The organism is Vibrio sp. D54 (genome assembly GCF_021728075.1).
GTDB lineage: Bacteria > Pseudomonadota > Gammaproteobacteria > Enterobacterales > Vibrionaceae > Vibrio > Vibrio alginolyticus.
Genome location: NZ_JAKKCS010000009.1, coordinates 88,178 through 113,145, shown reverse-complemented (window position 1 = coordinate 113,145; position 24,968 = coordinate 88,178). Strand labels below are relative to the sequence as shown.

Genomic DNA, 24,968 nt, shown 5'->3' with positions numbered 1-24,968 from the left:
TTACGCCGCGCTTGTCCTATGCCTGCTTACCTTTGGTTGCACGAGATTTAGTCGCGCCACCATTCTTTGAATAACTGCGCTTTTTACGTTTAAACGCAGGACGTTCCACCTTGGGTAGATGACGTAATGAATCAGGGATAGGGCCTGCTTTTACTTGTGCCATCAAGCTATCAATGCGTTGTTCCAGTGCTTGCATGAACGGCTGATATGCTTGATTTCTCTCTGCCATACCTTGTAACTGGTGCTCCCAATGAGCCGTCATATCAGGGTATGTTGAATCTTCTGGCAAGGCATGAATGAGACCTCTTCCCGCAGGAGAACTGAGAATTGACTTACCTTGACGCGTAAGCAGTTGGCGTTTGAACAGCGTGTCCAAAATACCAGCGCGAGTCGCTTCCGTGCCTAGCCCATCAGTGTCACGAAGGATTTTTTTCAGTTCTTTATCCGCAACATAACGGGCGATCCCGGTCATCGCTTGCAACAGCGATGCCTCGGTAAAATGCTTTGGTGGCTCGGTTTTTCGGTCTTTTATTTCCCCTTCACGACAAGTTAACACGGTGCCTTCGGGTAGCGGTGGCACGGCATCAATACCTTCATCTTCCTTGTCAGTTTTGCCCATTAGCGCTTTCCAACCCGGCGAAACTAACTGACGACCTTTCGCGACAAACGTACCACCAGCGATATCGAAAACCAATTTCGCTTCTGCGTAAACCGCCGCCGGATAGAACTGCATGAGGTACTGGCGCGCAATCAATTGATACACTTTCATCTCATTGCCGGAAAGCGCATTCACATTAGCTTGCTTCGGTGTAGGGATAATCGCATGGTGCGCATCCACCTTTTTATCGTTCCAGGCTTTGGACTTTAATGTTAAGTCAGCTCCCTGAACGGCAACTTGCAACTCTTTTGCGTTATTCGCAATAGCAGTTGTCACCGTCCCTGCTTGTGAGTAGTGTTCCATCGGCAAATAGCGACAATCTGAACGCGGGTAAGTGATCAACTTGTGCTTTTCATACAATGCCTGACAAGTATCTAGTACTTGTTGCGCACTCATACCATAGCGCTTCGCGGCATCGATCTGTAAAGCAGATAACGAATAAGGTAATAGTGCTGATTGCTTGGTTTGCTTTTGTTCCGACTCTGTCACTTTTGCGGGTTGATTTGCAATACGGTTTGCAACATTTTCTACCAACTTACGGTTTAATACTCGACCTTCTTCGTCCTGCCAAGGCTTGCATGCCTCACTTGGCTTCCAACGAGCACGAATATCAAAAGTACCATTGGCATCTTGATATGGGATCAGAGCATGTAGGGTAAAATAGTCCTTCGGGACAAAGTTTTCGATTTCTTCATCACGACGCACCACTAAGCCAAGAACTGGCGTTTGCACTCGCCCTACCGAGAGAACACCTTGATACCCTGCTTTTTGACCAAGCAAGGTATAAGCACGAGACATGTTCATACCATACAGCCAATCAGCCCGAGAGCGGGCCAATGCAGAAACTGAAAGTGGGATAAACTCGCGATTACTGCGCATAGAACTGAGTGCGCGTTTAACCGCAGGTAAGTTCAAGTCGGAAATCAGCAAACGCTGTGTGGATTCCTTCTTGGTTTTAGATAACTTGCAATAGTCCAGAACTTCATCAACTAACAGCTGACCCTCTCGATCTGGGTCTCCTGCATGAATGACTTCGTTAGCTTCTTTGAGCAATTTACGAATCACTGTTAATTGCTTACTTGCGCTTTTCCTCGGTCTGAGCTGCCATTGCTGCGGAACAATTGGTAAATCTGCCATATTCCACTTTTTATAACGCTCATCGTAAGCGTCAGGTTCGACTTGTTCGAGCAAATGGCCGATACACCAAGTAACGATATCCCCGTTCCCACAGCGGATGAATCCTTGATCTTTCTTTTGAGGGTTTGGCAGTGCAGCGGCAATCGCACGGCCTAAGCTTGGTTTTTCAGCAATAAACAGACGAGACATAACGTTTTGGAAATAAATATAATTAGGGCCACATTAACGAATGTAGCCCTAATAAATCAAGAAAAACTGTATAAATAAACAGTCAGTTTATTTAAGTTTTCAGTTATAGAAATTCAACAAACTGAGAAAGGTCACGCTCAGGAACTTTCATCGGTGTACAACCAGGCGTGCCTAAGTACAAGAAACCAACAATCTCATCGTCACCTTCTAAACCAAATGCTTGATGAACTTCTGGATGGAACATCCACTTACCTGAGCGCCAAAACCCTTGAAAGCCTTGCGCTACGGCTGCCATTTGCATCGCTTGTACAGCGCATCCCGCAGATAAGTGTTGCTCTAGTGCTGGTACTTTCTCATGTTCTGTTACTTTAGCAATCACCGTGATCACCATTGGTGCGCGAAATGGGGCATTCTTTACCTTTTCGACCACCGCTTCATCACTATTTTCAGCTTCTGCCGCTTTTACCAAGATATCTGACAGTTTTTTCAAACCATCGCCCTGTGCGATAACGAAACGCCAAGGGGTTAATCCCGCATGGTCAGGCGCACGAAGGCCAGCACGAATGATGTTCTCAAGAGCTTTACCTTCTGGTGCAGGCGCGGATAACTTCGCGATAGATCGGCGATTGAGCAAAAGATCGAGAGCGTCCATGAAAGAATCCTTATTGAAGATCGTTGTTATTTTGTTTACGCCACTTTAGCACAATCTGCTCCTGCGAATAACAACCGGTTTTCTGTGGGCTTGATAACGTGCTTCACTTAACATCAAACTGGGTTTAATGTTAATTTATTCGCGAAATGAATAAGTTGAACATAGGCAGGTTGATGAACAAGGACAAACAAAACAGCATTTACGAAAAGATCGTTAATGACGAAGATGCCCGTGCCTGTAAGGCGATTCCTGAATCAGCTTGTCATCAAGTTCCCGGCAACTTTCTTAAAATCATTCTCGCTCAGTTTTTAACGAAAGTCGGCGATGCGTTAATCAATCCTAAAGTCACGTTGCCGTGGATACTACAAAGTCTCGGGGCTCCGATTTACCTAATTGGTTGGCTGGTTCCTATTCGTGAGTCAGGATCCCTTATCCCACAACTTAGCATCGCGCACTACATCCGACGCATTCCAGTAAGAAAATGGGTCTGGGTAATTGGCAGCATCTTGCAGGCTCTTTCCATATTTGCAATCGGATTGGTCGCATTAACTCTAACAGGAGCAGCTGCGGGTTATGGTGTGATTGCATGTCTTGTGATCTTCAGCCTCTCACGCGGTTTAAATTCCGTCGCATCAAAAGATGTATTGGGCAAAACCATCCCTAAAAACCAACGAGGTCAAGTCAACGGCTGGTCTTCAAGCGCTGCTGGCCTGGTTACGCTGCTTTTCGCTAGCCTTCTGGCACTAGCCTGGTTATGGGACGTAGAGCCGACAGAGCGCTTTTACGGTCTGAGTTTAGGCTTAGCGGGCGTCATATGGCTCATCGCGGCATTAGTCTATGCGCGAATTAATGAGTATGCCGGTGAGGTAGACGGTGGTCGAAATGGCGTCCTCGAAGCATTTAAACAACTCGCGTTACTTAAGACAGACGTGACCTTTCGTCGATTCGTTATCACGCGGACACTATTTTTATGTTCTGCGCTGAGTGCACCGTACTACGTTGTGCTGGCACAGCAATCTCTGGGTGGACAGCTCTGGGTGCTAGCTCTCTTTATGTTTGCGAGTGGCTTAGCTTCCTTTGTGTCAGGTCCTTTCTGGGGAAGAATGTCCGATCGCTCTAGCCGCAGTGTGATGGTCATAGGCGCAATGATGAGCGCGCTACTTGGTGTTGTGTTATTTGTTTACGATACATGGGTCACCGCTAGCCAAAGCTTCCTATTCGTGATTCCTCTGCTTTACTTTTGTGTTTGTATTGCCCACGACGGAATACGAGTCGGACGAAAAACCTATTTAGTTGATATCGCAGAAGGTGACAAACGGACGAGCTATGTAGCCGTGAGTAACACAGTGGTTGGGATAATGCTGCTTCTAATGAGCTCTCTTGGTGTTATGTCGAACTTCTTGAGCCTTTCAGCTGTGGTGTTAGTGTTCTCTTTTATTACTTTTGCTGGCGTGGTAATGGCCAAACAACTGCCAGATATCAGTGACTAGTTCTATACAAAAAAGCTGCGCTCAAAGCGCAGCTTTTATGGTAAACACATTAAAAGGCTAGAGTTTTACCGCTAATTTAACACCTTGACGAATCGCACGCACAGCATCAAGTTCACCCGCATGGTCAGCTCCGCCAATGATATGAATCTTCTCTCCAAGTTCAGACCATTTATCTTCAAACGGACGTACAGACTCTTGCCCAGCACAAATGATAACTTTGTCTGCATTAAGTACCTGCGCGCTTCCGTCTACATGAATGTGCAAACCTTGATCATCAATTTTATCGTAAGACACGCCACCGACTAAATGTGCGCCCCGTTTTTCAAGGGTACGTTTATGGATCCAACCTGTCGTTTTACCCGGACCTTTACCTACACGACCTTTACGACGCTGAAGTACCCAGACTTCTTTATCGCTGACCGCATCAGGGTAAGGATATAAACCACCCGGCTGAGACATCTCCTTGTCGATTCCCCATTCATGCAACCAGTCATCCAACGTTTGTCCAACTGGCTCTGTGAGCATGGTCGCGACATCTACGCCAATGCCACCAGCACCAACGATAGCCACTTTCTCACCGACTGGCGTTTTGTCTCGAATGAGAGTTTGATAGTCGACGACTTTCTCTGGGTTATCAATTCCATCAATATTGACTTTACGTGGCTCAACACCCGATGCCATCACTATCTCATCGTATTCTGTGAGTAAGTCATAGTTCGCTTCCGTCGATAAGTGCAGATTCACGCCTGTTTCATCAATACGGTTAGCGAAATATCGTATCGTCTCTCGAAACTCTTCCTTACCAGGGATCTGCATCGCAAGACGGAACTGACCACCGATGCGGTCGTTCTTTTCGAACAAATCAACCTTATGGCCACGTTCAGCCAGTGTGGTCGCACAAGCCAAGCCCGCAGGTCCAGCACCAACAACTGCAATGTTTTTCTTTTTAAAGGCTGGTTCAACAACAATTTCGGTTTCATAGCACGCTAGAGGGTTCACTAAGCAACTGGCGCGCTTACCTTTAAACACGTTATCTAGACACGCCTGATTACAACCAATACACGTATTAATAAGCTGCGCTTTTTCCTGTTCGGCTTTAGCAACAAAGTAAGGATCGGCCAAGAATGGGCGCGCCATCGAAACCATGTCGGCATGACCTGAAGATAAAATACGTTCTGCTTCATCTGGCGTATTTATACGGTTGCAAGTGATAATAGGAACCGAAACGTGAGGTTTAACTTTTTCCGTAACCCATGTAAACGCACCACGTGGTACTTGAGTCGCAATGGTCGGAATTCGAGCCTCATGCCAACCGATACCCGTATTAATAATCGTGACGCCAGCCTCTTCAAGTGCTTTCGCCAATTCGATAACGTCTTCAAAAGTGCTGCCCTGCTCGACAAGATCCAGCATAGAAAGACGGAAGATGATGATGAACTTGTCACCCACCGCCTTGCGTACCGCTTTAACAATTTCTAGCGGAAAACGCATACGTTTTTTATAGCTGCCACCCCATTCGTCGTAACGCATATTAGTACGTTTACATAAGAATTGGTTTATCAAGTAACCTTCCGAGCCCATTAACTCGACGCCATCATAACCAGCAAGCTGTGCTAACTCCGCACTATTAGCAAACGCGTCGATGGTTTTCTTTATCTGGCGGTCGCTCATTTCACTCGGAGCAAACTTTGCAATCGGCGCTTTAATGCCAGATGCACTTTGCGAGAATGGATGCATTGCATAACGCCCAGCATGGAGAATTTGCAACGCAATTTTACCACCGTGCTTGTGCACCGCTTCTGTCACAACTTTATGGGCTTTAGCATGTTTTGGCTTGCTGAATTCAGCACTCAACGGGTGTAAACGACCGCGTAAGTTAGGAGAAAAACCTCCGGTTACAATCAGTCCGACACCGCCTTTCGCGCGTTCTTCATAAAAAGCCGCGAGCTTCTGTAATCCTTCTTTGTGCTCTTCTAAGCCCGTGTGCATTGATCCCATCAGAACTCGGTTTCGTAATTGTGTGAAACCGAGATCCAGTGGCTTTAATAGGTTTGGGTACATGGCAGACATCACTTAACATCCATTGTTATTATCATGGTCTGACCAGATTAAGCCTGCTCAACCAAAAAATCAAACAAGCGTTTACATTTTTGTAACACCGATCAATCTCGTGTGAAAATATGCCAATTGTTGAGTGGTCGTGATAAGCTAAAAAAATGTTATCTTTTGAGATCTTAGAGATAAGAACCCATACTTTGTTAGACTCGGCGTAACTATCTCGTTATGGAGACAAGATGAAAAAACTCTTCAAATTTATTGGTTTGATATTTAAAGGGATATGGAAAAGTATCACTTTCATCAGACTCGCACTGGCAAACCTAATTTTCTTGCTGATGATTGCCGTTTTCTACTTTGCCTTTACTTATACCGGAGACGGTCAACCTGTCGTCGAAAAAGAATCGGCATTGGTGATGAACCTTTCAGGCCCAATTGTCGAACAAAGACGTTATGTAAACCCAATGGACTCTTTTGCTGGTTCCCTTTTGGGTAATGAGTTACCGAAAGAAAACGTCCTTTTCGATATCGTTGATACTATTCGCTACGCGAAAGACGATCCTAAAGTGTCTGGATTAGTGCTAGCACTGCGAGACATGCCAGAAACAAATCTCACGAAACTACGTTACATCGCGAAAGCGTTGAACGAATTTAAAGCGTCAGGCAAACCCGTTTACGCCGTAGGTGATTTCTACAACCAAAGCCAATATTACTTGGCAAGTTACGCTGACAAAGTTTATCTGGCACCTGATGGTGGTGTATTGATTAAAGGTTACAGCGCTTACTCAATGTACTACAAAACGTTACTTGAAAAGCTTGACGTTTCCACTCATGTTTTTCGCGTAGGTACTTATAAATCCGCTATCGAACCGTTTATTCGTGATGACATGTCCGATGCGGCGAAAGAGTCAGCAACACGCTGGGTTACTCAATTGTGGAGTGCTTTTGTTGATGACGTAACAACAAACCGAAACATTGATGCGAAAGTGCTTAATCCAACCATGGATGAGCTGATTAACGAGATGAAGTCTGTAAATGGCGATATTGCTCAGCTCGCAGTCAAACTGGGGCTAGTGGATGAACTTGCGACACGCCAAGACATTCGCACTCTATTTGCAAAACAGTTTGGTAGTGACGGCAAAGACAGCTACAACGCGATTGGTTACTACGACTACCTTGCAACGATTCGTCCCGATTACACACTACCTCAGCACGACATCGCCGTTGTTCTAGCCAGTGGCGCGATTATGGACGGTCAACAACCTCGCGGAACTGTTGGTGGTGACACAGTCGCAAGCTTGCTGCGTCAAGCACGCAATGATGAAAAAGTGAAAGCGGTCGTGTTACGAGTAGATAGTCCAGGAGGCAGTGCCTTTGCTTCTGAAGTGATTCGTAACGAAGTAGAAGCTCTGAAGCAAGCAGGTAAGCCGGTTGTTGTATCCATGTCGAGTTTGGCCGCTTCTGGTGGTTATTGGATTTCAATGAGCGCAGACAAAATCGTTGCTCAGCCAACAACCCTGACGGGCTCCATTGGTATATTTAGTGTCATCACCACGTTTGAAAAAGGCTTTAGCAAGTTAGGTATTAACACTGATGGCGTTGGCACATCGCCGTTCTCAGGTGACGGTATTACCACTGGCCTTTCTGAGGGCGCGTCTCAAGTGTTCCAATTAGGTATCGAGCACGGTTACAAGCGCTTTATTTCTCTAGTTGGCGAGAATCGCGATATGTCTCTAGAGGAAGTTGACAAAGTTGCTCAAGGTCGAGTTTGGACTGGCCAAGATGCACTATCCTTTGGTCTTGTCGATCAAATGGGTGACTTTGATGATGCTGTAGAGCTAGCAGCGAAACTAGCGAACGTAACCGATTACGGCATTTACTGGGTAGAAGAGCCTCTTTCACCTACTGAACTATTTCTACAAGAGTTTATGAAACAGGTGAAAGTCTCTCTAGGTATTGATGCAACAAGCTTGCTACCAAAAAGTCTTCAACCCGTAGCTCAACAATTCGAACAAGACGCAAGCTTGCTCCAAAGCTTCAACGATCCTAAAGGTCAATACGCATTTTGTTTGAACTGCCAAGTGCAGTAGTTTTTCCATCAATATTACAAAGGGCACTTCTACTTGAAGTGCCCTTTTTATTAGGCTTTGCATCTCCTCAGATGACTTTCTGATGCTGTGCGTATAGCCTCGCATCTCAAGGTTATTTAGGTATATAATCCCCGCCTCTGTTCCCCTACACGAAAGAAAAAACGATGACTAGAAAACACATCTACATCGCTTACACCGGTGGTACCATCGGAATGCAAAAATCCGACCACGGCTATGTGCCTGTTGCTGGCTTTATGGAAAAGCAATTAGCAAGCATGCCCGAATTCCATCGTCCTGAAATGCCGGATTACACCATCCACGAATACGACCCTCTGATTGACTCATCAGATATGACACCTGCTGACTGGCAGCAGATTGCGAATGATATTCGTGACAACTATGACAAATACGATGGTTTCGTTATCCTACATGGTACTGACACCATGGCGTACACAGCGTCCGCATTGTCTTTCATGCTTGAAAACCTTGGTAAGCCAGTGATTGTAACGGGTTCACAAATCCCTCTCGCAGAGCTGCGTTCTGACGGCCAAGCAAACCTATTAAACGCGCTACATATTGCGGCAAACTACCCGATCAACGAAGTAACTTTGTTCTTCAATAATCAATTGATGCGTGGTAACCGCAGCACAAAATCTCATGCAGACGGTTTTAATGCCTTTACTTCACCAAACCTTCCTCCACTATTGGAAGCTGGGATCAATATTCAAGTTAGCAACAGCATAACCGTTGGTGCACAACCAGAAGGCGAGTTTAAGGTTCACAACATCACGCCACAACCAATCGGTGTGATCACCATGTACCCTGGTATTTCACACGAAGTTATCCGCAACACGCTTCGTCAGCCCGTGAATGCGATGATTCTTCTGACTTTTGGTGTCGGTAATGCTCCTCAGAACCCTGAGCTGCTTGGTCACCTGAAAGAAGCCTCTGAGCGCGGCGTTATTGTCGTAAACCTAACTCAGTGTTTGGCAGGTAAAGTGAATATGGGCGGATATGCCACAGGTTGTGCTCTCGCAGACTCTGGTGTTATCAGTGGCTTTGACATGACGCCCGAAGCGGCGCTGGCAAAACTACACTACCTTCTAAGCCAAAACCTTTCTTACGAAGAAGTAAAAGAGAGAATGCAACAAGTACTGCGTGGTGAAATGAGCCTGTAAGTTCAAGCTTTCTACGATCTAAAAAGCCCAATACAATTTGGGCTTTTTTCTTTCAAAATCAAAATAATAAAATTTTGAGAAATAAGGCGTAAGGATTAATCAATGTTCGGATTGACACGAACAATATCGCTCTCTTCTCCGCTGAATTGTTTTTTAAGCTCTTGTTTTGATTTAAAACTGATTTCACCACCGGCTGCAACCGTCATATGCTGCGCATCAGTATTATGTTTTGATTGATACAACATCACAGCTTGCATACACGAATCTCGCTGCTCTTTAGAAAGTGTTGTACCCTCAGGCCATCTTCCCGTTTCTACTGCATAGACTAAGCGATCATAAACTTCTGGAGTCATCGCTTGTAATAGTTGTTCTGCGTCCATAGTGTACCTTCTTATTACATTCTATTTACAGAACATAACGGGTTAAGAAACTGAGTCAAGAATACAAAAATGAATTGGTGTAACGGATCACAAGCAAAGCCATGAAAAGAACAAACTGGTTACTTCTCAGCCTCGCATGTTTTGCGCTATCGGGCTGTTTTGAAGGTAACGTGACAACCGAAGAGTTGTGCCAAAAAACACCAGAGCTACGTTGCGAGCAGCTCAATATGGATGACGGCCAATGTCGAATTCCAAGAACAAATTTGGTTTGGCATCGGTTTGAGCAATTGAAAAACCCATCAGAGGCCAACCAAATCATCGAATACGGTCTGGTCGCTGAATATAGGAAATGCTTAGAACTCGCCTCCCAGATCACCCCTATTGATCAAAGTGCTCTCAAAAGACAACGCTTTAATGCATTGGTACACAGTATTGATGAGCTAGAGCGCATTGTAAACGAGTTAAAAGGCTCAGAAGACCCGGCTACTTTGTATTTCTTATGGTCTCAAACGGGAGATACTCAAGCTCGGCGCGCATTTTTACAAATGGAAGGGTCTCCCCAATTAAATAATGCTGAGATGCAATATGCATTAGCCACTTTTTATACTAACCGAGATACCAAGAAAACCCTGGAGCTTCTTAATAACGCGTTGTCTTTATCTGATGAAGACAACATCAATCCGGTCATTCTCAAGTCAATGGCAAGTATTCATCAAGGGCTTGGAGACAAAGAGCAAGCGTATCTATGGGCAATGGTCGCGAAGAGATTCGACGTACCGCTTGCTGATGAAAAGCAGCTCCAACGTATGTTCAATTTCAGTCATCCAGAGCGATATAAGCAGTTGGATGAATTAGCCGAATCGGTGGCGAAAGCCATAGAGAAAGGTATCTATTCCCCAGCAATGATACCCAGTGAGATATAAACGAAAAACTCCCGCAATGAGCGGGAGTTTTTATTTAAGTCGAGCGACACTCAGATCACCGTTGAGCATGAATCATCCTGAAAGGATAAAACAATCTCGAGCACAATTTTGTCGTTATTATTCTGATTTGTTGAAAATTAACGACACAGAATTAACACAAAAACGCTCTCCTGTGGTCTGTGGGCCATCTTCAAAAACGTGCCCTAGATGGCTATCACACGTTGCACAACGAATCTCTGTACGTACCATTCCGTGACTTAGATCTTCTAAATAGCGCACCGCTTGATCGTTGATAGGCGCATCAAAACTTGGCCATCCGCAGCCAGAGTCATACTTGTTATCAGAGACAAAGAGAGGGGCATTACAACAAGTACAAGCATAAACACCAGTTTCCTTATTATGCAGTAGCTTACCGCTGAAAGGAGGCTCTGTACCTTGCTCTCGGCAAACACGGAACTCTTCATCAGACAGTTGCTCACGCCACTGTTCATCTGACTTCGTCACTTTTTTCCCGCTTTGTTCCACGACTTTCGGCTCCTTATTTACTGTTCTTGGTATTGACTTTTTTAGCAAAAAACTTGCTTCTCTTAACAGTTGTAGCACATACTTTCTCACCAGGACACCATGCGTAATTAATTTGATAAGAGCACTTATCTCACCAGTTATATTACGCCAACTGGGCTACAGAAGAATCAGTGAAAAGTTTAAAAAACGTACATTTGCAAAGAATTGTTAAAAAAAGCGTCGCTTTTTTTTGACTTTAAACAAGTTAAGTCCGATTATCACTTGCAGATGTTTACTGGATTCTGTAATTTTACTACCAGTTATCTTTAATCAGAAATTAAGTTGTGGAGCAACTATAATGACTATCAAAGTAGGTATTAACGGTTTTGGCCGTATCGGTCGTTTCGTATTCCGTGCAGCGCAAGAGCGCAACGACATCGAAGTAGTAGGTATTAACGACCTTATCGATGTAGATTACATGGCATACATGCTTAAGTATGACTCAACTCACGGCCGTTTCAACGGTACTGTTGAAGTTGAAGGCGGTAACCTAATCGTTAACGGTAAAACTGTACGTGTTACTGCAGAGCGCAACCCTGAAGACCTAAAATGGGACGAAATCGGTGTTGACGTTGTAGCTGAAGCAACTGGTCTTTTCCTAACTGACGAGACTGCACGTAAGCACATCACTGCTGGCGCGAAAAAAGTTGTACTAACTGGTCCTTCTAAAGACGCTACTCCAATGTTCGTTAACGGCGTAAACTTCGACACTTACGCTGGTCAAGACATCGTTTCTAACGCTTCTTGTACTACTAACTGTCTAGCGCCTATCGCTAAAGTTCTTAACGACAAGTTCGGTATCGAATCTGGTCTTATGACTACAGTTCACGCAACTACAGCAACTCAAAAAACTGTAGATGGTCCTTCTGCTAAAGACTGGCGCGGTGGTCGTGGTGCTTCTCAAAACATCATCCCATCTTCAACTGGTGCTGCTAAAGCTGTAGGCGTTGTACTTCCAGAAGTAAACGGCAAACTAACTGGTATGGCTTTCCGCGTACCAACTGCTAACGTTTCTGTAGTTGACCTAACTGTTAACCTAGTTAACGGTGCTTCTTACGAAGACATCTGTAAAGCGATGAAAGAAGCTTCTGAAGGCGAACTAAAAGGCGTTCTAGGCTACACTGAAGATGCAGTTGTATCTCAAGACTTCATCGGCGAAGTTTGCACTTCAGTATTCGATGCTAAAGCTGGTATCGCGCTAACTGACAAATTCGTTAAAGTTGTATCTTGGTACGACAACGAAATCGGTTACTCAAACAAAGTTCTAGACCTAATCGCTCACATCTCTAAGTAATTAGAAAGTTAGCAATTAGCGAATAACTTCGTTAAAGAAAAGGCGGCTCTAGAGTCGCCTTTTTTGTATCTGGAATTTGAGAGAATGCAGGCTCGATGTTGCATTTAATGTGCGAAGCGCGTCTAAAAGCTCTCCCCAGCGATAGGAAACTATACATGGATTTAAAAACTCTCCCAGCCCTAACGGTGCTATCTGATAACGTCACTATCGTTGAAGTTGATCAGATAAAAATCGTCCGCGTGATTCATGACAAAGCAACGGCAGGCATCTCGCTACACGGTGGTCATGTCGTGTCGTTCACGCCTGAAGGTCAAGAAGATCTGATCTGGATGAGCGAAAAAGCTGTCTTCGATGGTAAAGCTGCTCTTCGCGGTGGTATTCCGATTTGTTGGCCTTGGTTTGGGCGTATTGCTGCTCCAGCTCACGGCTTTGCCCGCACCGCAGAATGGGAGTTGGTTGAACATCGTGAGAACCATAACGGTGTGATTGTTGAACTTGCTCTGTTCCCGACAGAAGAAATCCACGATATTTGGCCCCATATGTTTGACGCTCGTTTGGTGATTGAAGTGGGCGATGAGCTAAAAGTGACGCTCAAAGTCATGAACATCGATGACGAGGCTTGGACCTTCTCTGGCGCATTACATACTTACCTAAACGTTGGAGACATTAAGCAAGCACAAACGACAGGCATGGGTGCCGAGTACATTGATAGCTTGAAAGCTGATGCGGTATGCCAAGGTGGTAATGTTCTACAACTAACTGACACCATTGATCGCGTTTACACGCAACCAGAAGCGAAAATTTTGGTAAAAGACCCGGTATTGGATCGTACGCTAAACGTACACAACCAAGGCCACAACTCTGCAGTATTATGGAACCCTTGGGCAGAAGGTGCGCAAAGCATGGGTGACATGGCTGACGATGGTTATCAAACCATGTTGTGTGTGGAGTCTGCTGTTCATGCACCAAGTATTGAGCAAGGTCAAACGCTCCAACCAGGTGAGACACATGAACTTGTCACTGTCATTTCAGCGCAGTAAGAATCACCATATAAAGGCCGGGGATACCCGGCCTTTTTTTTGTAATAAAAGCTCTGCTTAGATGGTTCTATCTTTACTAACTTATTGGTTACTGGTCACTTTTGACGGTTTCATTAATAAATATCAAAAAAATTGATCATATAAACCGATAGCATACCGATACAAAACTCATAAATAATAAAAATATCAGGAATTAGTCTATGTTAGAGAGATACCGAAATCAAAGTGTCGGATTCCAGTTGAAACTGGTGATCACTTTGTGTCTATTCATTGCTTTCAGCAGTATTGCAGCGCTTGTTTACCGCAACGCTTCCGATGTTCTATTGGAAAGCACACTGAAAGAACACCAATCTAAAGTAGAATCAATGGCAAAAACCATTGCTGGCCAATTCGATGCTTACCTGCACACCGCTAAAGTCCTCGAATCTACTTTTCGCAATGGCTACCTTGCCGGTGTCTATGTCGAAAATTACACGGTTGACTTCATGGGACATGAAGTACCAAACATCACTCAATACAGTGAAAGCTTAATTAATGACACCAAGTTGGTCGACAGTTTCACTCGTGATACCGGCGCTATAGCAACGCTATTCGCACCATTGGGTGACGACTTTATTCGGGTGTCCACCTCCCTAAAAGATCCACAAGGTCAACGAGCGGTCGGAACCACGCTAGGCATCAACCATCCTGGTTATCAGCAACTTAAAGCAGGACAACCGTATTACGCTCAAATTAAATTGTATGGCGAGCGCTACATTACCTACTATGCCCCAATCAAAGATGCGACAGGAAAGGTAGCAGGCCTATCGTTTATTGGCTTACCAGTAGACCAAGCGACACAAACCTTGTTCGATGCACTCGAAGAGATAAAATGGGGCGACACTGGTTACACCATTATCGTTGATAACGACGACAACAATCTTGGTAAATACCTACTTCATCCAGCAAAAAGCGGCTCAGATTCGTCAATACTAGAAGTCGCCGACTACAATGGTCACAAGCCTTTTGGTCAGATTTTCGAACAATCTAGTGGATTAATTCGCTACCCTTTCGAGTACCAAGGTAACGTAGGCGAAAAGTATCTTGTCTACACAGAGGTTCCAGGTTGGAATTGGAAACTGCTAGGCGGTACGTTTATCAAAGAAGTTACAAAAGGTAGCGACACGCTTCTCACACTCATTGCCATCATTTCTTCGGTAGCGGCAATCATTACTTTTGTTGTACTGACGCTTTTCTTGAATCGCAGCTTACAACCTCTCACGACTCTAAACTCATACATGACTCGCTTAGCGGGCGGCGAAGTCAGCTTGAGCATCCCAGCGTCTCGTAAAGCATCAAAGAATGAAATTACGAACCTGAGCTCGGGTGTCGCCAGTATGGCAAGTCAGCTCAATGAACTCGTTGGTAAGATCCGTTCAACAAGCGACTTAGTGGAGAGCAACTCCACCAGCGTTGCCAACGATGCCCATAGCAATTTGACCCAAGCCGACCGACAACAACAAGAAGTCGAGCAAGTTGTGACAGCGATTGAAGAAATGGCCTCTTCCGCTCAATCTGTCGCACAACAAGTCGAAAGCATTGCGGAAAACGTACGCTCAGCAAATACTGATAGTCAATCTGGTCTCGCGATTGTTGAAGGCGTATGTATCGACGTTGCTCAACTTAACGATCAATTGGATCAATCAGCAACGGCTATCGAGCAAGTAAATCGCGATAGCGAGAGTATTCAAACCGTCACTAAAATGATTGATGAAATTGCTGAGCAAACCAATTTACTTGCCTTGAATGCCGCCATTGAAGCAGCACGAGCAGGTGAGCAAGGCCGTGGCTTCGCAGTTGTAGCAGATGAAGTGCGCACACTTGCGCACCGAACCCAAAGCTCAGTTCAGGATGTCGTGGAAATTATCGAGAAACTAAAAGGGTCGACTCATAATGCAGTTAATATGATGACAGACAGCCAACGCAGTGCAAACCAGGTCTTGGACAAAGCACAAGACGCGGGCACAGCATTAGAAGCCATCGCAGTACAAGTGCAGTCGATAGCCTCTCAAGCCGACGCCATTGCAGCGACTTCAGAAGAACAAGCTCAAGTTTCACAAGAAATTGCAGCAAATGCCCATTCTATCAGTGAACTTAACCGAGAAAGCCGCAACACGAGCGCAAAAACCTCGCAAAGTGCCATTGAACTTCAACAACAAGCACGAAACTTGAAAGAGCAAGTCGACTTCTTCCACTAATACTTAATAAGAGCCGACCCAGTCGGCTCTTTTTGTTTCACTTGAGACCATGCTTTTTGATAGAATTTGCCGCCCTACTTTCTGTTCGAGATCGTCATGAACTATCAATGCCCTCTATGCCACCAAGCTCTAGCGTTAAATGAAAAAACGTTTAAGTGCGAAAACAATCATCAGTTTGACTTAGCAAAAGAAGGCTATGTTAACTTGATGCCAGCGCACCACAAACGTTCTAAAGATCCTGGTGACAACAAAGAGATGATGCAAGCTCGTCGTCGATTCCTTGAAGGAGATTACTACAACCCAATGCGCCAAGAAGTGGCGCAGCTGTGTGCAACATACACTGAGGGGAGCACCCATCAATTATTAGATATTGGTTGTGGTGAAGGTTACTACACAGATCAAGTACAAAAGACGATAGAAACACAAGCGAACCATGCCACGATTTATGGCTTAGACATTTCCAAAGTTGCCATTCGTTACGCGGCGAAGCGTTACACGCACTGCAACTTTAGTGTGGCTTCTAGTCACCGACTTCCCTTCGCAAATGAATCCTTAGATGCCATTTTGCGCATTTATGCCCCGTGTAAAGCTGAGGAGCTGCAGCGCGTTGTAAAAAACGACGGCGTTGTTGTCACGGTTACTCCTGCTAGCCGCCACTTATACCAACTGCGTGAGCGCATTTATCAAGAAGTTCGTCTTCACAATGAAGAACCAGAACATATTGAAGGGTTTGAATTAGAGCACCAGCAGCATCTTAACTATGTTATGGACTTGAAAAACGGAGCCGCAATCGATTTATTGCAAATGACGCCATTCGCATGGAAAGCAACCGATGCTCTTCGTGAAGAGTTGAAATCCGCTACACTTTTCCAATGTGAGGCTGATTTTATGTTGCGTGTATATCGCAAAAAAACACTCAATTAATACGTCAAAAAAACAACAAACGCAAATAGTTATCATTTATATTGATTCATTGCTCAGCCTCCATTAATATCATCCGGACATTTTTGGAGGCTTTTCAATGCGCTTTTCTACTTTGAGCTTGCTCTTTGCAGGCTTACTTACTGGTTGCTCTTCATATACGCACACCAACTCTCACGCAACCTCAGCGGAAGTCACTAGTTTTTACGACTACCAACTATACACCCCTTCTGGCGAGCACATCGCTCTAAGCAAACTGCCAATTGAGCTGCAACAAGCAGATGTCATTCTTATTGGTGAATGGCACACACACGCCGGCATTCATCGCTTTCAAACCGATATGCTCAAACAACTTACGTCCTACGACCGCTCACTCGCGTTATCTATGGAACAATTTACCCGTGACAAACAACCTGTTGTTGACGCTTACCTACGTGGGGAGATCGGCGAACAGTACTTAATGAAACAAGCCAACGCTTGGCCCAATTATCAAAGCGACTATCGCCCTCTCGTGGAGTTTGCTAAGCAGAAAAATCTCCCGGTCATTGCAGCAAATGCACCAAAGAGCATTGTTCGATGCATTGGTCGACAAGGGCTAGATTACATTAACAAGCTCGATGATGATCAGCGGATGTTCATTGCACAAGCCATCAACACTGGTAGTAGTCCGTACAAAGAAAAGTTCATGGCATCCATGCATCACGGTAAGCCAGAGCAGACGGAAAAACAGTTTGCAGCTCAAGTTACTTGGGATGAAACTATGGCGGAATCTATCGTTAGCTATCTAGACGACAACCCAGGCGCTCAGATTGTCCATGTTGCGGGCAAGTTTCACACCGAGCAAGGGTTGGGTACGGCAGCATCAATCTTAAGCCGCAACCCGAGCTTAAAAGTGGTTGTAATTAGCCCAACAGATAACGTGCTTTCTGATAATACAGACTATCAGTTAGAGGTTCTCGCACCACCAGTACGGTATGTACAAGATGCTCACCGCATGGCGGCATATCAACATCTAACTAAACGCAATAACGATCTTCAATGTAAGTAGCTGGTCTTCAATTTAAGTTACTACCTTGCGTTGCGTTGCATCATCACACCGCTCCGAGTTCATAGAGTGACAACGGTCTGCTTCCTGCTGGTCTATTTTTTGCTAATGATCACCAATAGAAACTAGAAGCGGCAAAAGCAGACCTGTTTTTATCCAAATAGCTTCAGAAATAAACTTTGCCGCCGATAAAAATATAACTGCTTTTTACCCGCACTCAGTGACCGAGTGTCGATGTTCCAAGGAGTATTCGATGAATCCAGTAGGAAGCACTTCTGTTAATAGCTATGCCAAACAATCTGTCGCCTCTAAACAAGCAAGTATTGCACAAGAAGAAACTAGTGCTTCGCCGCTGAAAGTCGAACACAATAAGGTGACGCTTTCGACCGAAGGCAAAGCGCTACTTGCCGCTCTGCAGCAAATCGAGCACGACAGCAAGAAAATAGAAGCAGAAGATAAATCTGTTGGTGAAAAGGTCGAATCTTTCACGCATGGTGCGCTTGGCATGGATCACCCCGATAAAATCGAGAAAGAAGAGGATGGCTCATATTCTGCGGGTCAATACCTTTCTGCGGCACTTACCGTTGGTGGCATCATACTGGCATTAGTCTGATAACCAGTCTGATAATCGTCACGACAACAAATCCTATTTGAACCAAACACTTACTGCAGCCCATAATTTAATAAGCCAAAGAACGATATGATGCAAACGTAAGTGAATTCGACCGCTCTTGTGGCCCGATAATACATGCTCGTTTATTGCTCCCTAAACTAGGTTTCTTGTGAAGGCACTGAATGGATAACTTTAGTCCATGCTTTCAACTCCTAAGCGTAATCCAAGCCCACGTTTGTGGGCTTTCTTCTTTCCAAACTAACGAACGTTAGAGAGCGACTCATTTTTTCTGCAAAACCAAACAAAAACGACAATTTGGTTAAACTTTTATTACCGACACAAAACCTTCATAAATCATTGCTTTAATGCCTGCGCTTTCAATAAACAAGGAAAATATAATGAAGCGCTTAGTATCTCCAATCGTTACGGCAGTGGCAGCATATACCCTCTCTTTCAACGCACTCTCAGCTGAAATCAAAAACGTCATTTTGATGATCGGCGACGGCATGGGTCCTCAACAAGTTGGTTTACTCGAGACCTACGCAAAACACGCACCTAACTCGGTTTACAAAGGCGAAAGCACAGCGTTATACAAACTCGCTCAAGAAGGTGTGATTGGATCATCACTGACCAATCCAGAAGACGCAATTGTCGTCGACTCTGCGTGCTCAGCTACGATGCTAGCGACAGGAATCCCTACCGCTTCTGAAGTCATTGGCATTGATAGCCAAGGCAACCATGTCGAAACTATTTTGGAAAAAGCCAAAAGTAAAGGTAAAGCAACAGGGCTCGTCTCTGATACGCGTATGACCCACGCAACGCCAGCAGCATTTGCCGCTCATCAACCACATCGTTCACTAGAAAACAGTATTGCGGCGGATATGCTCGAAACTGGCGTAGACGTGATGATGTCTGGGGGACTTCGTCATTGGATTCCAAAGTCGACAAACGACAAGGGAGAGACATACGAGCAACTTGAAAAGCTCACTCAAGGTAATGTCTACCTAAAATCGAAACGCAAAGACGAACGCAACTTGCTTGCCGAAGCGCAAGACCAAGGCTATAGCTTAGCTTTCAGCCGCGATATGCTCACACAAGCTAAAGGTGACAAATTACTTGGACTTTTTGCTTACTCGGGCATGAACGATGGTATTGCCTACAGTCAAAGCAAAAACGATCCAAAACGCACGCAGCCATCGCTGAAAGAAATGACCACCAAAGCAATCGACATTCTTTCAAAAGACAAAGACGGTTTTTTCTTGATGGTTGAAGGCGGCCAAATTGACTGGGCTGGCCACAGTAACGATGCAGGTACGATGCTGCATGAAATGCTTAAATTCGATGAAGCGGTAAACTCAGTTTATGAGTGGGCAAAAGGCCGTGATGACACCCTGATCATTGTTACTGCTGACCACGAAACCGGCTCTTTTGGCTTTAGCTACTCATCAGCAAACTTGCCTAAACCACAAAAACGCGACGGCGAAGCATTCAAAAATCAGGATTACGCGCCAAACTTCAACTTTGGTCAGTTCGCGATCCTCGATGGTTTATACAACCAAAAGAAAAGTTACTACGGCATGATCAGTGAATTCCAAGCGCTTGATAAGAAAGAGCAAACTCCAGAGAAGTTTGCGGAAGTCGTGAACGCAAATAGCGATTTTTCGATTACGCCTGAGCAAGCAGAACGCGTATTAGCAAGTAAACCAAATCCATACCGACTCGCTGGACACAAATACTTAAGCGAAGAGAACGTACCGACAATCAATGACTTTGATGCTTTCTTTCCTTACAACGACCGTGGCAACTTGCTAGCGCGTGAGCATGCAACAAAGCAAAACACAGTATGGGGGACGGGTACTCATACGCATACTCCTGTCAACGTATTTGCTTGGGGACCTGCAGAAACTATCCTTCCGGTATCAAAAATCATGCACCACTCGCAACTAGGCGAGTACTTGAAGCAACAAATTAAATAATCAACTTGCACTTACTTCACAACTCGTAATGTTTCAACGCTCTCGCAAGGGAGCGTTTTTTTATGCATGAAAACAGTTGACGTTTTAAATCGTACACCACAATAATTATCGGTCTTTAATTATATGAATAAAGAAAATGTGCGAAATCTTTGTTAAGCAACCCCAAGACAACTATCAGTTCATCACCCGCTCTATCCGTATTGATGGTCACGCGACCAGTGTAAAACTTGAAGCGAGCTTTTGGACAATTCTTGAGGAAATCGCTAGTGCTCAAAACATGACGGTTCCTAAATTCATAAGCACTGTTTATCAAGAAGCACTCGAATACAATGGTGAAGTGAACAACTTTGCCTCCTTACTTCGATGCGCTTGCCTCACTTACGCCCGCCAACCTCAAGAGACCACTCGTCAAGCACTTGCGCAACTTAACAGTTAATAGCAACCAACCGACCAATAACCATCCTAGGCTATGCATCCGTATTATAAACCCTTGAACATCTTCTAATTTGTCGTACTAGAGTACTACCCAGACTCCTTTTGAAATCGCTAACCTATGCGGACTATCAAGGAGTACCCATGACAAAAATGATTCACACCATGATCCGAGTAAGTGATCTGGACCGCTCTCTACAATTTTACTGTGACGTACTTGAACTAGAAGTCGCTGATCAATACATCTTTGATGGCTTTTCTCTAACCTATCTAGCCAACCAAAAAACTGGCTTTGAATTGGAACTGACGCACAATCACGATCAAAGTGAGCCCTACACTCACGGCTCAGGCTACGGCCACCTTGCCGTCAGCGTGGAGGACATTGAACAAGCCCACAAACGCATTAAATCTCTCGGCATTGAAACTGGTGACATCAAAGCCTTTGACCATCAACAAAAGCATTTAGCAACGTTCTTTTTTGTAACCGACCCTGATGGTTACAAAATTGAGTTCCTGCAACGCCAAGGGCGTTACCTATAACAAAAAGAGTAAACATTATGATTCACTTGACGGCTACCTTTCATGCACAACCGGGAAAAGAACAAGAGTTGAAAGAGGTACTTACCCAAGCGCTTGAACCTACTCGCAATGAAGAAGGTTGCGTTCGTTATCAATTGTTCAAAGATAAAGACAATGCATGCCACTTCGTTTTTCAGGAGCAATTTAAAGACCAACAAGCATTTGAGTTTCACGGTAAAACAGAACACTTTGCTCTTTTGATTAGCCAGATCGACAACTTGTTAGAATGCGAGCCGAAACTGGTGTTCTTCGACGAACTGTAACAATAACGCTAACCGAAGATCAAAAAAGGCACTCTACCTAGAGTGCCTTTCACTTGTTAGGACCTGTGATTAAGCGTCTTGCTTCTCCACCATATGCAAATGCACATCTTGTTGTGGGAAAGGAATCGAAATACCTTCTCGGTCGAAGCGTAGTTTCACTTCTTTTGTCACATCCCAGTATACATCCCAGTAATCATCCGTTTTTACCCAAGGACGCACAATAAAATCTACAGAAGACGTATTTAATGTATGAACTTTGATCATTGGCTCTGGAGTGCGAAGTACCGAAGGGTGAGAGGTAATGATATCAGACAATACTGACTCCGCTTTTAAGAGGTCATCCGCATAGCCAATGCCAAACACCATATCCACGCGGCGAATGCGTTCATGCGTGACGTTCTTAATAACATCTCCCCAGATTTTGCTGTTAGGCACAATAATAATTTGGTTATCAAACGTACGGATTGTGGTGTTCACCAAACTCATATGGCTTACCTTGCCATCCACACCGCCAGCATACACAAAATCACCAACATCAAATGGTCGATAAATAAGCAGCATCATACCCGCCGCGAAGTTGGATAACGTGTCTTGCAACGCGAAACCAATAATCACACCAGCAATACCGAAACCGGTTAGGATTGGCGCTAGGTTCAAGCCAAGCTGAGATAAGCCCACCATGATACCGATCACCCACACGAATTTGCCGGACATCGAGATAAAGAAGTCCTGCATCAAGTGGGAAAGTTTTAAGTTTTTCGATGCAACTGCCTTACGGACGACTTTGCGCGTTAACTTAGCCAGTCCGCGAGCGATCAATAAAATCAGCGCAAAAACAAACAACTGGAAGATATGCTGCGGTGCATTCTCGGCAAACCAATCCAGTGCCGAGTTGGACCAGTGACTCAGTATTGACCACACAACTTTGGTATTCAGTAAATCATGGGTGATATTACCCGTCACTTCAAAAATTTGGCGTTTGTATTCAGACGTTTCTAAACCGACTTTATCACCAATTGAAATCAGGTTGCGTAAGCTTTCTGTCGCAATATTTAGCCTTTGTTTAGTAATGAGCTGACTAAGTTGCAACGACGCTTTTTCCGACTCTGGGCTAGACGAAAGTTGGGAGCCAATGATCTCACTTTGCTGACTCAAGTACTCAATTGAAGCAGACAGTAAGCGCATACGTTTATCAATTTTATCTTTTAGTTCCGCTTCTGCGCGCTCGTTTTGGGCCCCTAGCTCCTTCAACCAAGAGAGATTTTGCCAGCTCGAATCGAAGCTAACATCAAGATAACGCTGTAGCTCTCGATAATCATTAACAAGAGCAAGCTTCTCTTCATCCTTAGCCTTATTTAAATCCTCGACGACTTTCTTTATTTTTTCCGATAGATAGTTCGTCGCATCCTCAGAGTATTGTTCTTGTTTTTTAACTAGCAAGATCAGCTTGTCGCGAGAGATAGTTTCACGTTCAATCGCTGACGCTAACTGGCTTCTTAATTCTTCATTCTTTTGGAATAGTTGCAGTTGAAGGGCATCACGCTCGTCGCCACTCGCTTGCGAGAGGCTTTGGGATAAATCCACAATCTCTCGGTTCAAGTTGTCAATCGAGATTTCGGCAGCAGAAGGCTCTTGGATATCGTCAGTAGCAGTCGCATGAACAGCCATTGGGGAGAACATAATGACGGCAAGTGCGAATAATGTCACCCAAGATGTCAGGCGCAGTTTCTGGGGGAAATGAAACGTCATGTTTACCTCATAGGGAACAATCCTGATCAAAACAATCAGGAATAGAAGTGTAAAGCGTTGAAATCATACTCCTAAGTTTACAACACTAAATAATAAACTGAGCAGCATTTCGTTAGCGAGACGTCAAAGTTGGGAGCCCCAATAGCAAACAAGCCTTTCATTTAATCAATGAAAGGCTTGTTTGTATTCGACTAAGGCCGGTTGGGATGATTTAAAATATGGTCTTCCCAATCCACCACATCAATCTCGTAAACAACTTTGTTACGGACACTTTCCCCTGCCGCATGCATTGCGGACTTAGAGCCTGTAATCAACGGATGCCATTCTGGTAAAGGCTGCTTTTCAGCCAACAGACGGTAAGCGCACGTGTGTGGCAGCCAAGTAAAATCGTCGATGTCTTCTCGGGTCAGCTTGGTGCACTCTTCACCCGAAGTGAAACGGTTTGGGTAATCCTTACATGAACACGTTTTACTGTTCAGCCAGCTACAAGCCACATTGGTATAGTAGATTTCATCGGTATCTTCATCCATCAGCTTATGCAAACAACATTTGCCACAACCATCACAGAGAGATTCCCATTCCTCTTCTGTCATCTGCTCTAACGATTTACTTTGCCAAAATGGAGTGCTCATACTTCAGGTCTCACCAAGGGAATTTAGGGGGCGATTTATACTCTTCTCAACGCAAAAGTTCAAGTTTTGAGAAGATCTTGCATCCTTCCCACATAACGGTGGAGATATTCAACTACTTTCGTTTTACTGTTCTATCCTTAAACAAGTTTCCATTACTCAATTGATCAAGAAGGCATTAAGGAGTTTTCATGGGTATTATTTCTTGGATTATTTTGGGCTTAATCGCCGGCGCACTTGCTAAATGGCTCATGCCAGGAAAAGATGGGGGCGGTTGGATTGCAACAATGTTACTTGGTATTGCAGGGGCATTTGTAGGTGGCTTCCTTGGCGGCATTCTCGGTTTCGGCGGAGCAACTGGCGTCAACATTGGTAGTATCATTACCGCAACACTAGGCGCATTTATTCTGTTGTTTGTTTATAACCGTTTCTTAAAATAATCACGATGATTTAAAAGCAAAAAACCAAAAAGGGAGCGTAATGTTAAGCGCGCCCTTTTGTTTTTTTCTTTCTTCACTCTTCCAATCCACGTCAAAATGACCATAATTGCCCCCTTAATTTTTTAAGAGGTTTACATTATGGATTGTCGATTAGGATGTGGAGCGTGCTGTATTGCGCCAAGTATCTCTTCACCAATACCTGGAATGCCTAAGGGCAAACCTGCAGGTGTTCGTTGTGTGCAACTCAACGACGACAATTTGTGCAAGCTATTTGGTAAGCCTGAACGCCCTAAAGTCTGTCACGATTTTAAACCGTGTCCGATTGTATGCGGCAACACCAATCAAGAAGCACTCGACAACATCACTGAATTAGAACAATTGACGTAATGCGACTCTAGACCACACGTTTAAAGTTAGTACCTCGGTTGTTTCTC

The 24,968-nt window shown here is 44.6% G+C and carries 23 protein-coding genes; 16 read left to right on the top strand and 7 right to left on the bottom strand.

The genetic code is table 11. From position 1 onward, the window contains the following. Positions 1-16: 16 nt before the first annotated feature. Both L3V37_RS13700 and L3V37_RS13695 read right to left on the bottom strand, forming a co-directional pair. Entirely contained in the window at positions 17-1,984 is a 1,968-nt protein-coding gene (locus L3V37_RS13700) for a DNA topoisomerase III (protein WP_130545931.1), read from the bottom strand. 103 nt (positions 1,985-2,087) lie between these two features. Continuing rightward, on the bottom strand, positions 2,088-2,636 hold the full coding sequence (locus L3V37_RS13695) for an NAD(P)H nitroreductase (RefSeq protein ID WP_005380711.1): 549 nt from the start codon (positions 2,634-2,636) through the stop codon (positions 2,088-2,090). 173 nt (positions 2,637-2,809) lie between these two features. Between L3V37_RS13695 and L3V37_RS13690 the strand changes: the two genes are divergently transcribed. Beyond that, positions 2,810-4,126 carry an MFS transporter gene (locus tag L3V37_RS13690; RefSeq protein WP_130545932.1) on the top strand — a complete coding sequence of 439 codons (1,317 nt, stop codon included), beginning with the start codon at positions 2,810-2,812 and terminating at the stop codon, positions 4,124-4,126. A gap of 57 nt (positions 4,127-4,183) precedes the next feature. Here L3V37_RS13690 and L3V37_RS13685 read toward each other — a convergent pair whose 3' ends face one another. Next, a complete protein-coding gene (locus L3V37_RS13685) occupies positions 4,184-6,196 on the bottom strand; it encodes an NADPH-dependent 2,4-dienoyl-CoA reductase (protein WP_237306476.1) in 2,013 nt (670 codons plus the stop codon). Positions 6,197-6,420: 224 nt separating this feature from the next. Here L3V37_RS13685 and sppA point away from each other — a divergent pair, with 224 nt between their 5' ends. Beyond that, positions 6,421-8,271: a signal peptide peptidase SppA gene (sppA, locus tag L3V37_RS13680; RefSeq protein WP_005380705.1), complete on the top strand. Its 1,851-nt coding sequence runs from the start codon at positions 6,421-6,423 to the stop codon at positions 8,269-8,271. 164 nt (positions 8,272-8,435) lie between these two features. Next, on the top strand, positions 8,436-9,449 hold the full coding sequence (ansA, locus tag L3V37_RS13675; protein WP_005384922.1) for an asparaginase: 1,014 nt from the start codon (positions 8,436-8,438) through the stop codon (positions 9,447-9,449). 95 nt (positions 9,450-9,544) lie between these two features. Here ansA and L3V37_RS13670 read toward each other — a convergent pair whose 3' ends face one another. Next, positions 9,545-9,829: a YeaC family protein gene (locus tag L3V37_RS13670; RefSeq protein WP_005380700.1), complete on the bottom strand. Its 285-nt coding sequence runs from the start codon at positions 9,827-9,829 to the stop codon at positions 9,545-9,547. 101 nt (positions 9,830-9,930) lie between these two features. Here L3V37_RS13670 and L3V37_RS13665 point away from each other — a divergent pair, with 101 nt between their 5' ends. Then, positions 9,931-10,752 carry a DUF2989 domain-containing protein gene (locus tag L3V37_RS13665; RefSeq protein WP_017821139.1) on the top strand — a complete coding sequence of 274 codons (822 nt, stop codon included), beginning with the start codon at positions 9,931-9,933 and terminating at the stop codon, positions 10,750-10,752. A 117-nt stretch (positions 10,753-10,869) separates the two neighbouring features. On the opposite strand, the gene msrB is transcribed toward L3V37_RS13665, so the two are convergent. Then, positions 10,870-11,277 (bottom strand): peptide-methionine (R)-S-oxide reductase MsrB, encoded by a 408-nt coding sequence (msrB, locus tag L3V37_RS13660; RefSeq protein WP_005380698.1) that lies wholly within the window; start codon positions 11,275-11,277, stop codon positions 10,870-10,872. Between the two features lie 337 nt (positions 11,278-11,614). On the opposite strand from msrB, the gene gap reads away from it, so the two are divergent. The 10 genes from gap (at position 11,615) to L3V37_RS13610 (ending at position 21,716) form a co-directional block, all read left to right on the top strand. Next, complete coding sequence (gene gap, locus L3V37_RS13655; protein WP_005380697.1) at positions 11,615-12,610, top strand: type I glyceraldehyde-3-phosphate dehydrogenase; 996 nt, start codon at positions 11,615-11,617, stop codon at positions 12,608-12,610. A 155-nt stretch (positions 12,611-12,765) separates the two neighbouring features. After that, positions 12,766-13,650: a D-hexose-6-phosphate mutarotase gene (locus L3V37_RS13650; RefSeq protein ID WP_054576261.1), complete on the top strand. Its 885-nt coding sequence runs from the start codon at positions 12,766-12,768 to the stop codon at positions 13,648-13,650. A 200-nt stretch (positions 13,651-13,850) separates the two neighbouring features. Then, positions 13,851-15,887 carry a methyl-accepting chemotaxis protein gene (locus L3V37_RS13645; RefSeq protein WP_154205121.1) on the top strand — a complete coding sequence of 679 codons (2,037 nt, stop codon included), beginning with the start codon at positions 13,851-13,853 and terminating at the stop codon, positions 15,885-15,887. 96 nt (positions 15,888-15,983) lie between these two features. After that, entirely contained in the window at positions 15,984-16,811 is an 828-nt protein-coding gene (rlmA, locus tag L3V37_RS13640) for a 23S rRNA (guanine(745)-N(1))-methyltransferase (protein WP_005380691.1), read from the top strand. Positions 16,812-16,908: 97 nt separating this feature from the next. Further along, on the top strand, positions 16,909-17,856 hold the full coding sequence (locus tag L3V37_RS13635) for a ChaN family lipoprotein (protein ID WP_237306475.1): 948 nt from the start codon (positions 16,909-16,911) through the stop codon (positions 17,854-17,856). A 250-nt stretch (positions 17,857-18,106) separates the two neighbouring features. Further along, entirely contained in the window at positions 18,107-18,466 is a 360-nt protein-coding gene (locus L3V37_RS13630; protein WP_005380688.1) for a hypothetical protein, read from the top strand. A 398-nt stretch (positions 18,467-18,864) separates the two neighbouring features. Then, complete coding sequence (locus L3V37_RS13625; protein ID WP_237306474.1) at positions 18,865-20,442, top strand: alkaline phosphatase; 1,578 nt, start codon at positions 18,865-18,867, stop codon at positions 20,440-20,442. A gap of 136 nt (positions 20,443-20,578) precedes the next feature. Then, positions 20,579-20,878: a ribbon-helix-helix domain-containing protein gene (locus tag L3V37_RS13620; RefSeq protein ID WP_237306473.1), complete on the top strand. Its 300-nt coding sequence runs from the start codon at positions 20,579-20,581 to the stop codon at positions 20,876-20,878. A gap of 140 nt (positions 20,879-21,018) precedes the next feature. Further along, positions 21,019-21,414, top strand: coding sequence for a glyoxalase superfamily protein (locus L3V37_RS13615; RefSeq protein ID WP_237306472.1), 396 nt, complete (start codon positions 21,019-21,021; stop codon positions 21,412-21,414). Positions 21,415-21,431: 17 nt separating this feature from the next. After that, positions 21,432-21,716, top strand: coding sequence for a putative quinol monooxygenase (locus L3V37_RS13610; protein ID WP_237306471.1), 285 nt, complete (start codon positions 21,432-21,434; stop codon positions 21,714-21,716). A 69-nt stretch (positions 21,717-21,785) separates the two neighbouring features. Here the strand turns inward: L3V37_RS13610 and L3V37_RS13605 are convergent, their stop codons facing one another. Continuing rightward, positions 21,786-23,465, bottom strand: a complete 1,680-nt coding sequence (locus L3V37_RS13605; protein WP_237306470.1) for a mechanosensitive ion channel family protein — start codon at positions 23,463-23,465, stop codon at positions 21,786-21,788. 191 nt (positions 23,466-23,656) lie between these two features. After that, positions 23,657-24,097 (bottom strand): YcgN family cysteine cluster protein, encoded by a 441-nt coding sequence (locus tag L3V37_RS13600; protein ID WP_005384948.1) that lies wholly within the window; start codon positions 24,095-24,097, stop codon positions 23,657-23,659. Between the two features lie 188 nt (positions 24,098-24,285). On the opposite strand from L3V37_RS13600, the gene L3V37_RS13595 reads away from it, so the two are divergent. Both L3V37_RS13595 and L3V37_RS13590 read left to right on the top strand, forming a co-directional pair. Further along, positions 24,286-24,534, top strand: a complete 249-nt coding sequence (locus L3V37_RS13595) for a GlsB/YeaQ/YmgE family stress response membrane protein (protein ID WP_005380625.1) — start codon at positions 24,286-24,288, stop codon at positions 24,532-24,534. A 138-nt stretch (positions 24,535-24,672) separates the two neighbouring features. Next, positions 24,673-24,921 carry a YkgJ family cysteine cluster protein gene (locus L3V37_RS13590; RefSeq protein WP_017820793.1) on the top strand — a complete coding sequence of 83 codons (249 nt, stop codon included), beginning with the start codon at positions 24,673-24,675 and terminating at the stop codon, positions 24,919-24,921. Positions 24,922-24,968 lie beyond the last annotated feature (47 nt).

What these genes read in the sequence shown, in the direction of transcription:
- L3V37_RS13620 (WP_237306473.1), top strand. Translation starts at nt 20,579, where the DNA reads ATGTGCGAAATCTTTGTTAAGCAACCCCAAGACAACTATCAGTTCATC.
- L3V37_RS13610 (WP_237306471.1), top strand. Translation starts at nt 21,432, where the DNA reads ATGATTCACTTGACGGCTACCTTTCATGCACAACCGGGAAAAGAACAA.
- L3V37_RS13695 (WP_005380711.1), bottom strand. Translation starts at nt 2,636, where the DNA reads ATGGACGCTCTCGATCTTTTGCTCAATCGCCGATCTATCGCGAAGTTA.
- L3V37_RS13590 (WP_017820793.1), top strand. Translation starts at nt 24,673, where the DNA reads ATGGATTGTCGATTAGGATGTGGAGCGTGCTGTATTGCGCCAAGTATC.
- L3V37_RS13690 (WP_130545932.1), top strand. Translation starts at nt 2,810, where the DNA reads ATGAACAAGGACAAACAAAACAGCATTTACGAAAAGATCGTTAATGAC.
- L3V37_RS13685 (WP_237306476.1), bottom strand. Translation starts at nt 6,196, where the DNA reads ATGTCTGCCATGTACCCAAACCTATTAAAGCCACTGGATCTCGGTTTC.
- L3V37_RS13650 (WP_054576261.1), top strand. Translation starts at nt 12,766, where the DNA reads ATGGATTTAAAAACTCTCCCAGCCCTAACGGTGCTATCTGATAACGTC.
- L3V37_RS13645 (WP_154205121.1), top strand. Translation starts at nt 13,851, where the DNA reads ATGTTAGAGAGATACCGAAATCAAAGTGTCGGATTCCAGTTGAAACTG.
- L3V37_RS13615 (WP_237306472.1), top strand. Translation starts at nt 21,019, where the DNA reads ATGACAAAAATGATTCACACCATGATCCGAGTAAGTGATCTGGACCGC.
- L3V37_RS13635 (WP_237306475.1), top strand. Translation starts at nt 16,909, where the DNA reads ATGCGCTTTTCTACTTTGAGCTTGCTCTTTGCAGGCTTACTTACTGGT.
- rlmA (WP_005380691.1), top strand. Translation starts at nt 15,984, where the DNA reads ATGAACTATCAATGCCCTCTATGCCACCAAGCTCTAGCGTTAAATGAA.
- L3V37_RS13700 (WP_130545931.1), bottom strand. Translation starts at nt 1,984, where the DNA reads ATGTCTCGTCTGTTTATTGCTGAAAAACCAAGCTTAGGCCGTGCGATT.
- L3V37_RS13625 (WP_237306474.1), top strand. Translation starts at nt 18,865, where the DNA reads ATGAAGCGCTTAGTATCTCCAATCGTTACGGCAGTGGCAGCATATACC.
- L3V37_RS13595 (WP_005380625.1), top strand. Translation starts at nt 24,286, where the DNA reads ATGGGTATTATTTCTTGGATTATTTTGGGCTTAATCGCCGGCGCACTT.
- sppA (WP_005380705.1), top strand. Translation starts at nt 6,421, where the DNA reads ATGAAAAAACTCTTCAAATTTATTGGTTTGATATTTAAAGGGATATGG.
- L3V37_RS13605 (WP_237306470.1), bottom strand. Translation starts at nt 23,465, where the DNA reads ATGACGTTTCATTTCCCCCAGAAACTGCGCCTGACATCTTGGGTGACA.
- L3V37_RS13670 (WP_005380700.1), bottom strand. Translation starts at nt 9,829, where the DNA reads ATGGACGCAGAACAACTATTACAAGCGATGACTCCAGAAGTTTATGAT.
- gap (WP_005380697.1), top strand. Translation starts at nt 11,615, where the DNA reads ATGACTATCAAAGTAGGTATTAACGGTTTTGGCCGTATCGGTCGTTTC.
- ansA (WP_005384922.1), top strand. Translation starts at nt 8,436, where the DNA reads ATGACTAGAAAACACATCTACATCGCTTACACCGGTGGTACCATCGGA.
- L3V37_RS13665 (WP_017821139.1), top strand. Translation starts at nt 9,931, where the DNA reads ATGAAAAGAACAAACTGGTTACTTCTCAGCCTCGCATGTTTTGCGCTA.
- L3V37_RS13600 (WP_005384948.1), bottom strand. Translation starts at nt 24,097, where the DNA reads ATGAGCACTCCATTTTGGCAAAGTAAATCGTTAGAGCAGATGACAGAA.
- L3V37_RS13630 (WP_005380688.1), top strand. Translation starts at nt 18,107, where the DNA reads ATGAATCCAGTAGGAAGCACTTCTGTTAATAGCTATGCCAAACAATCT.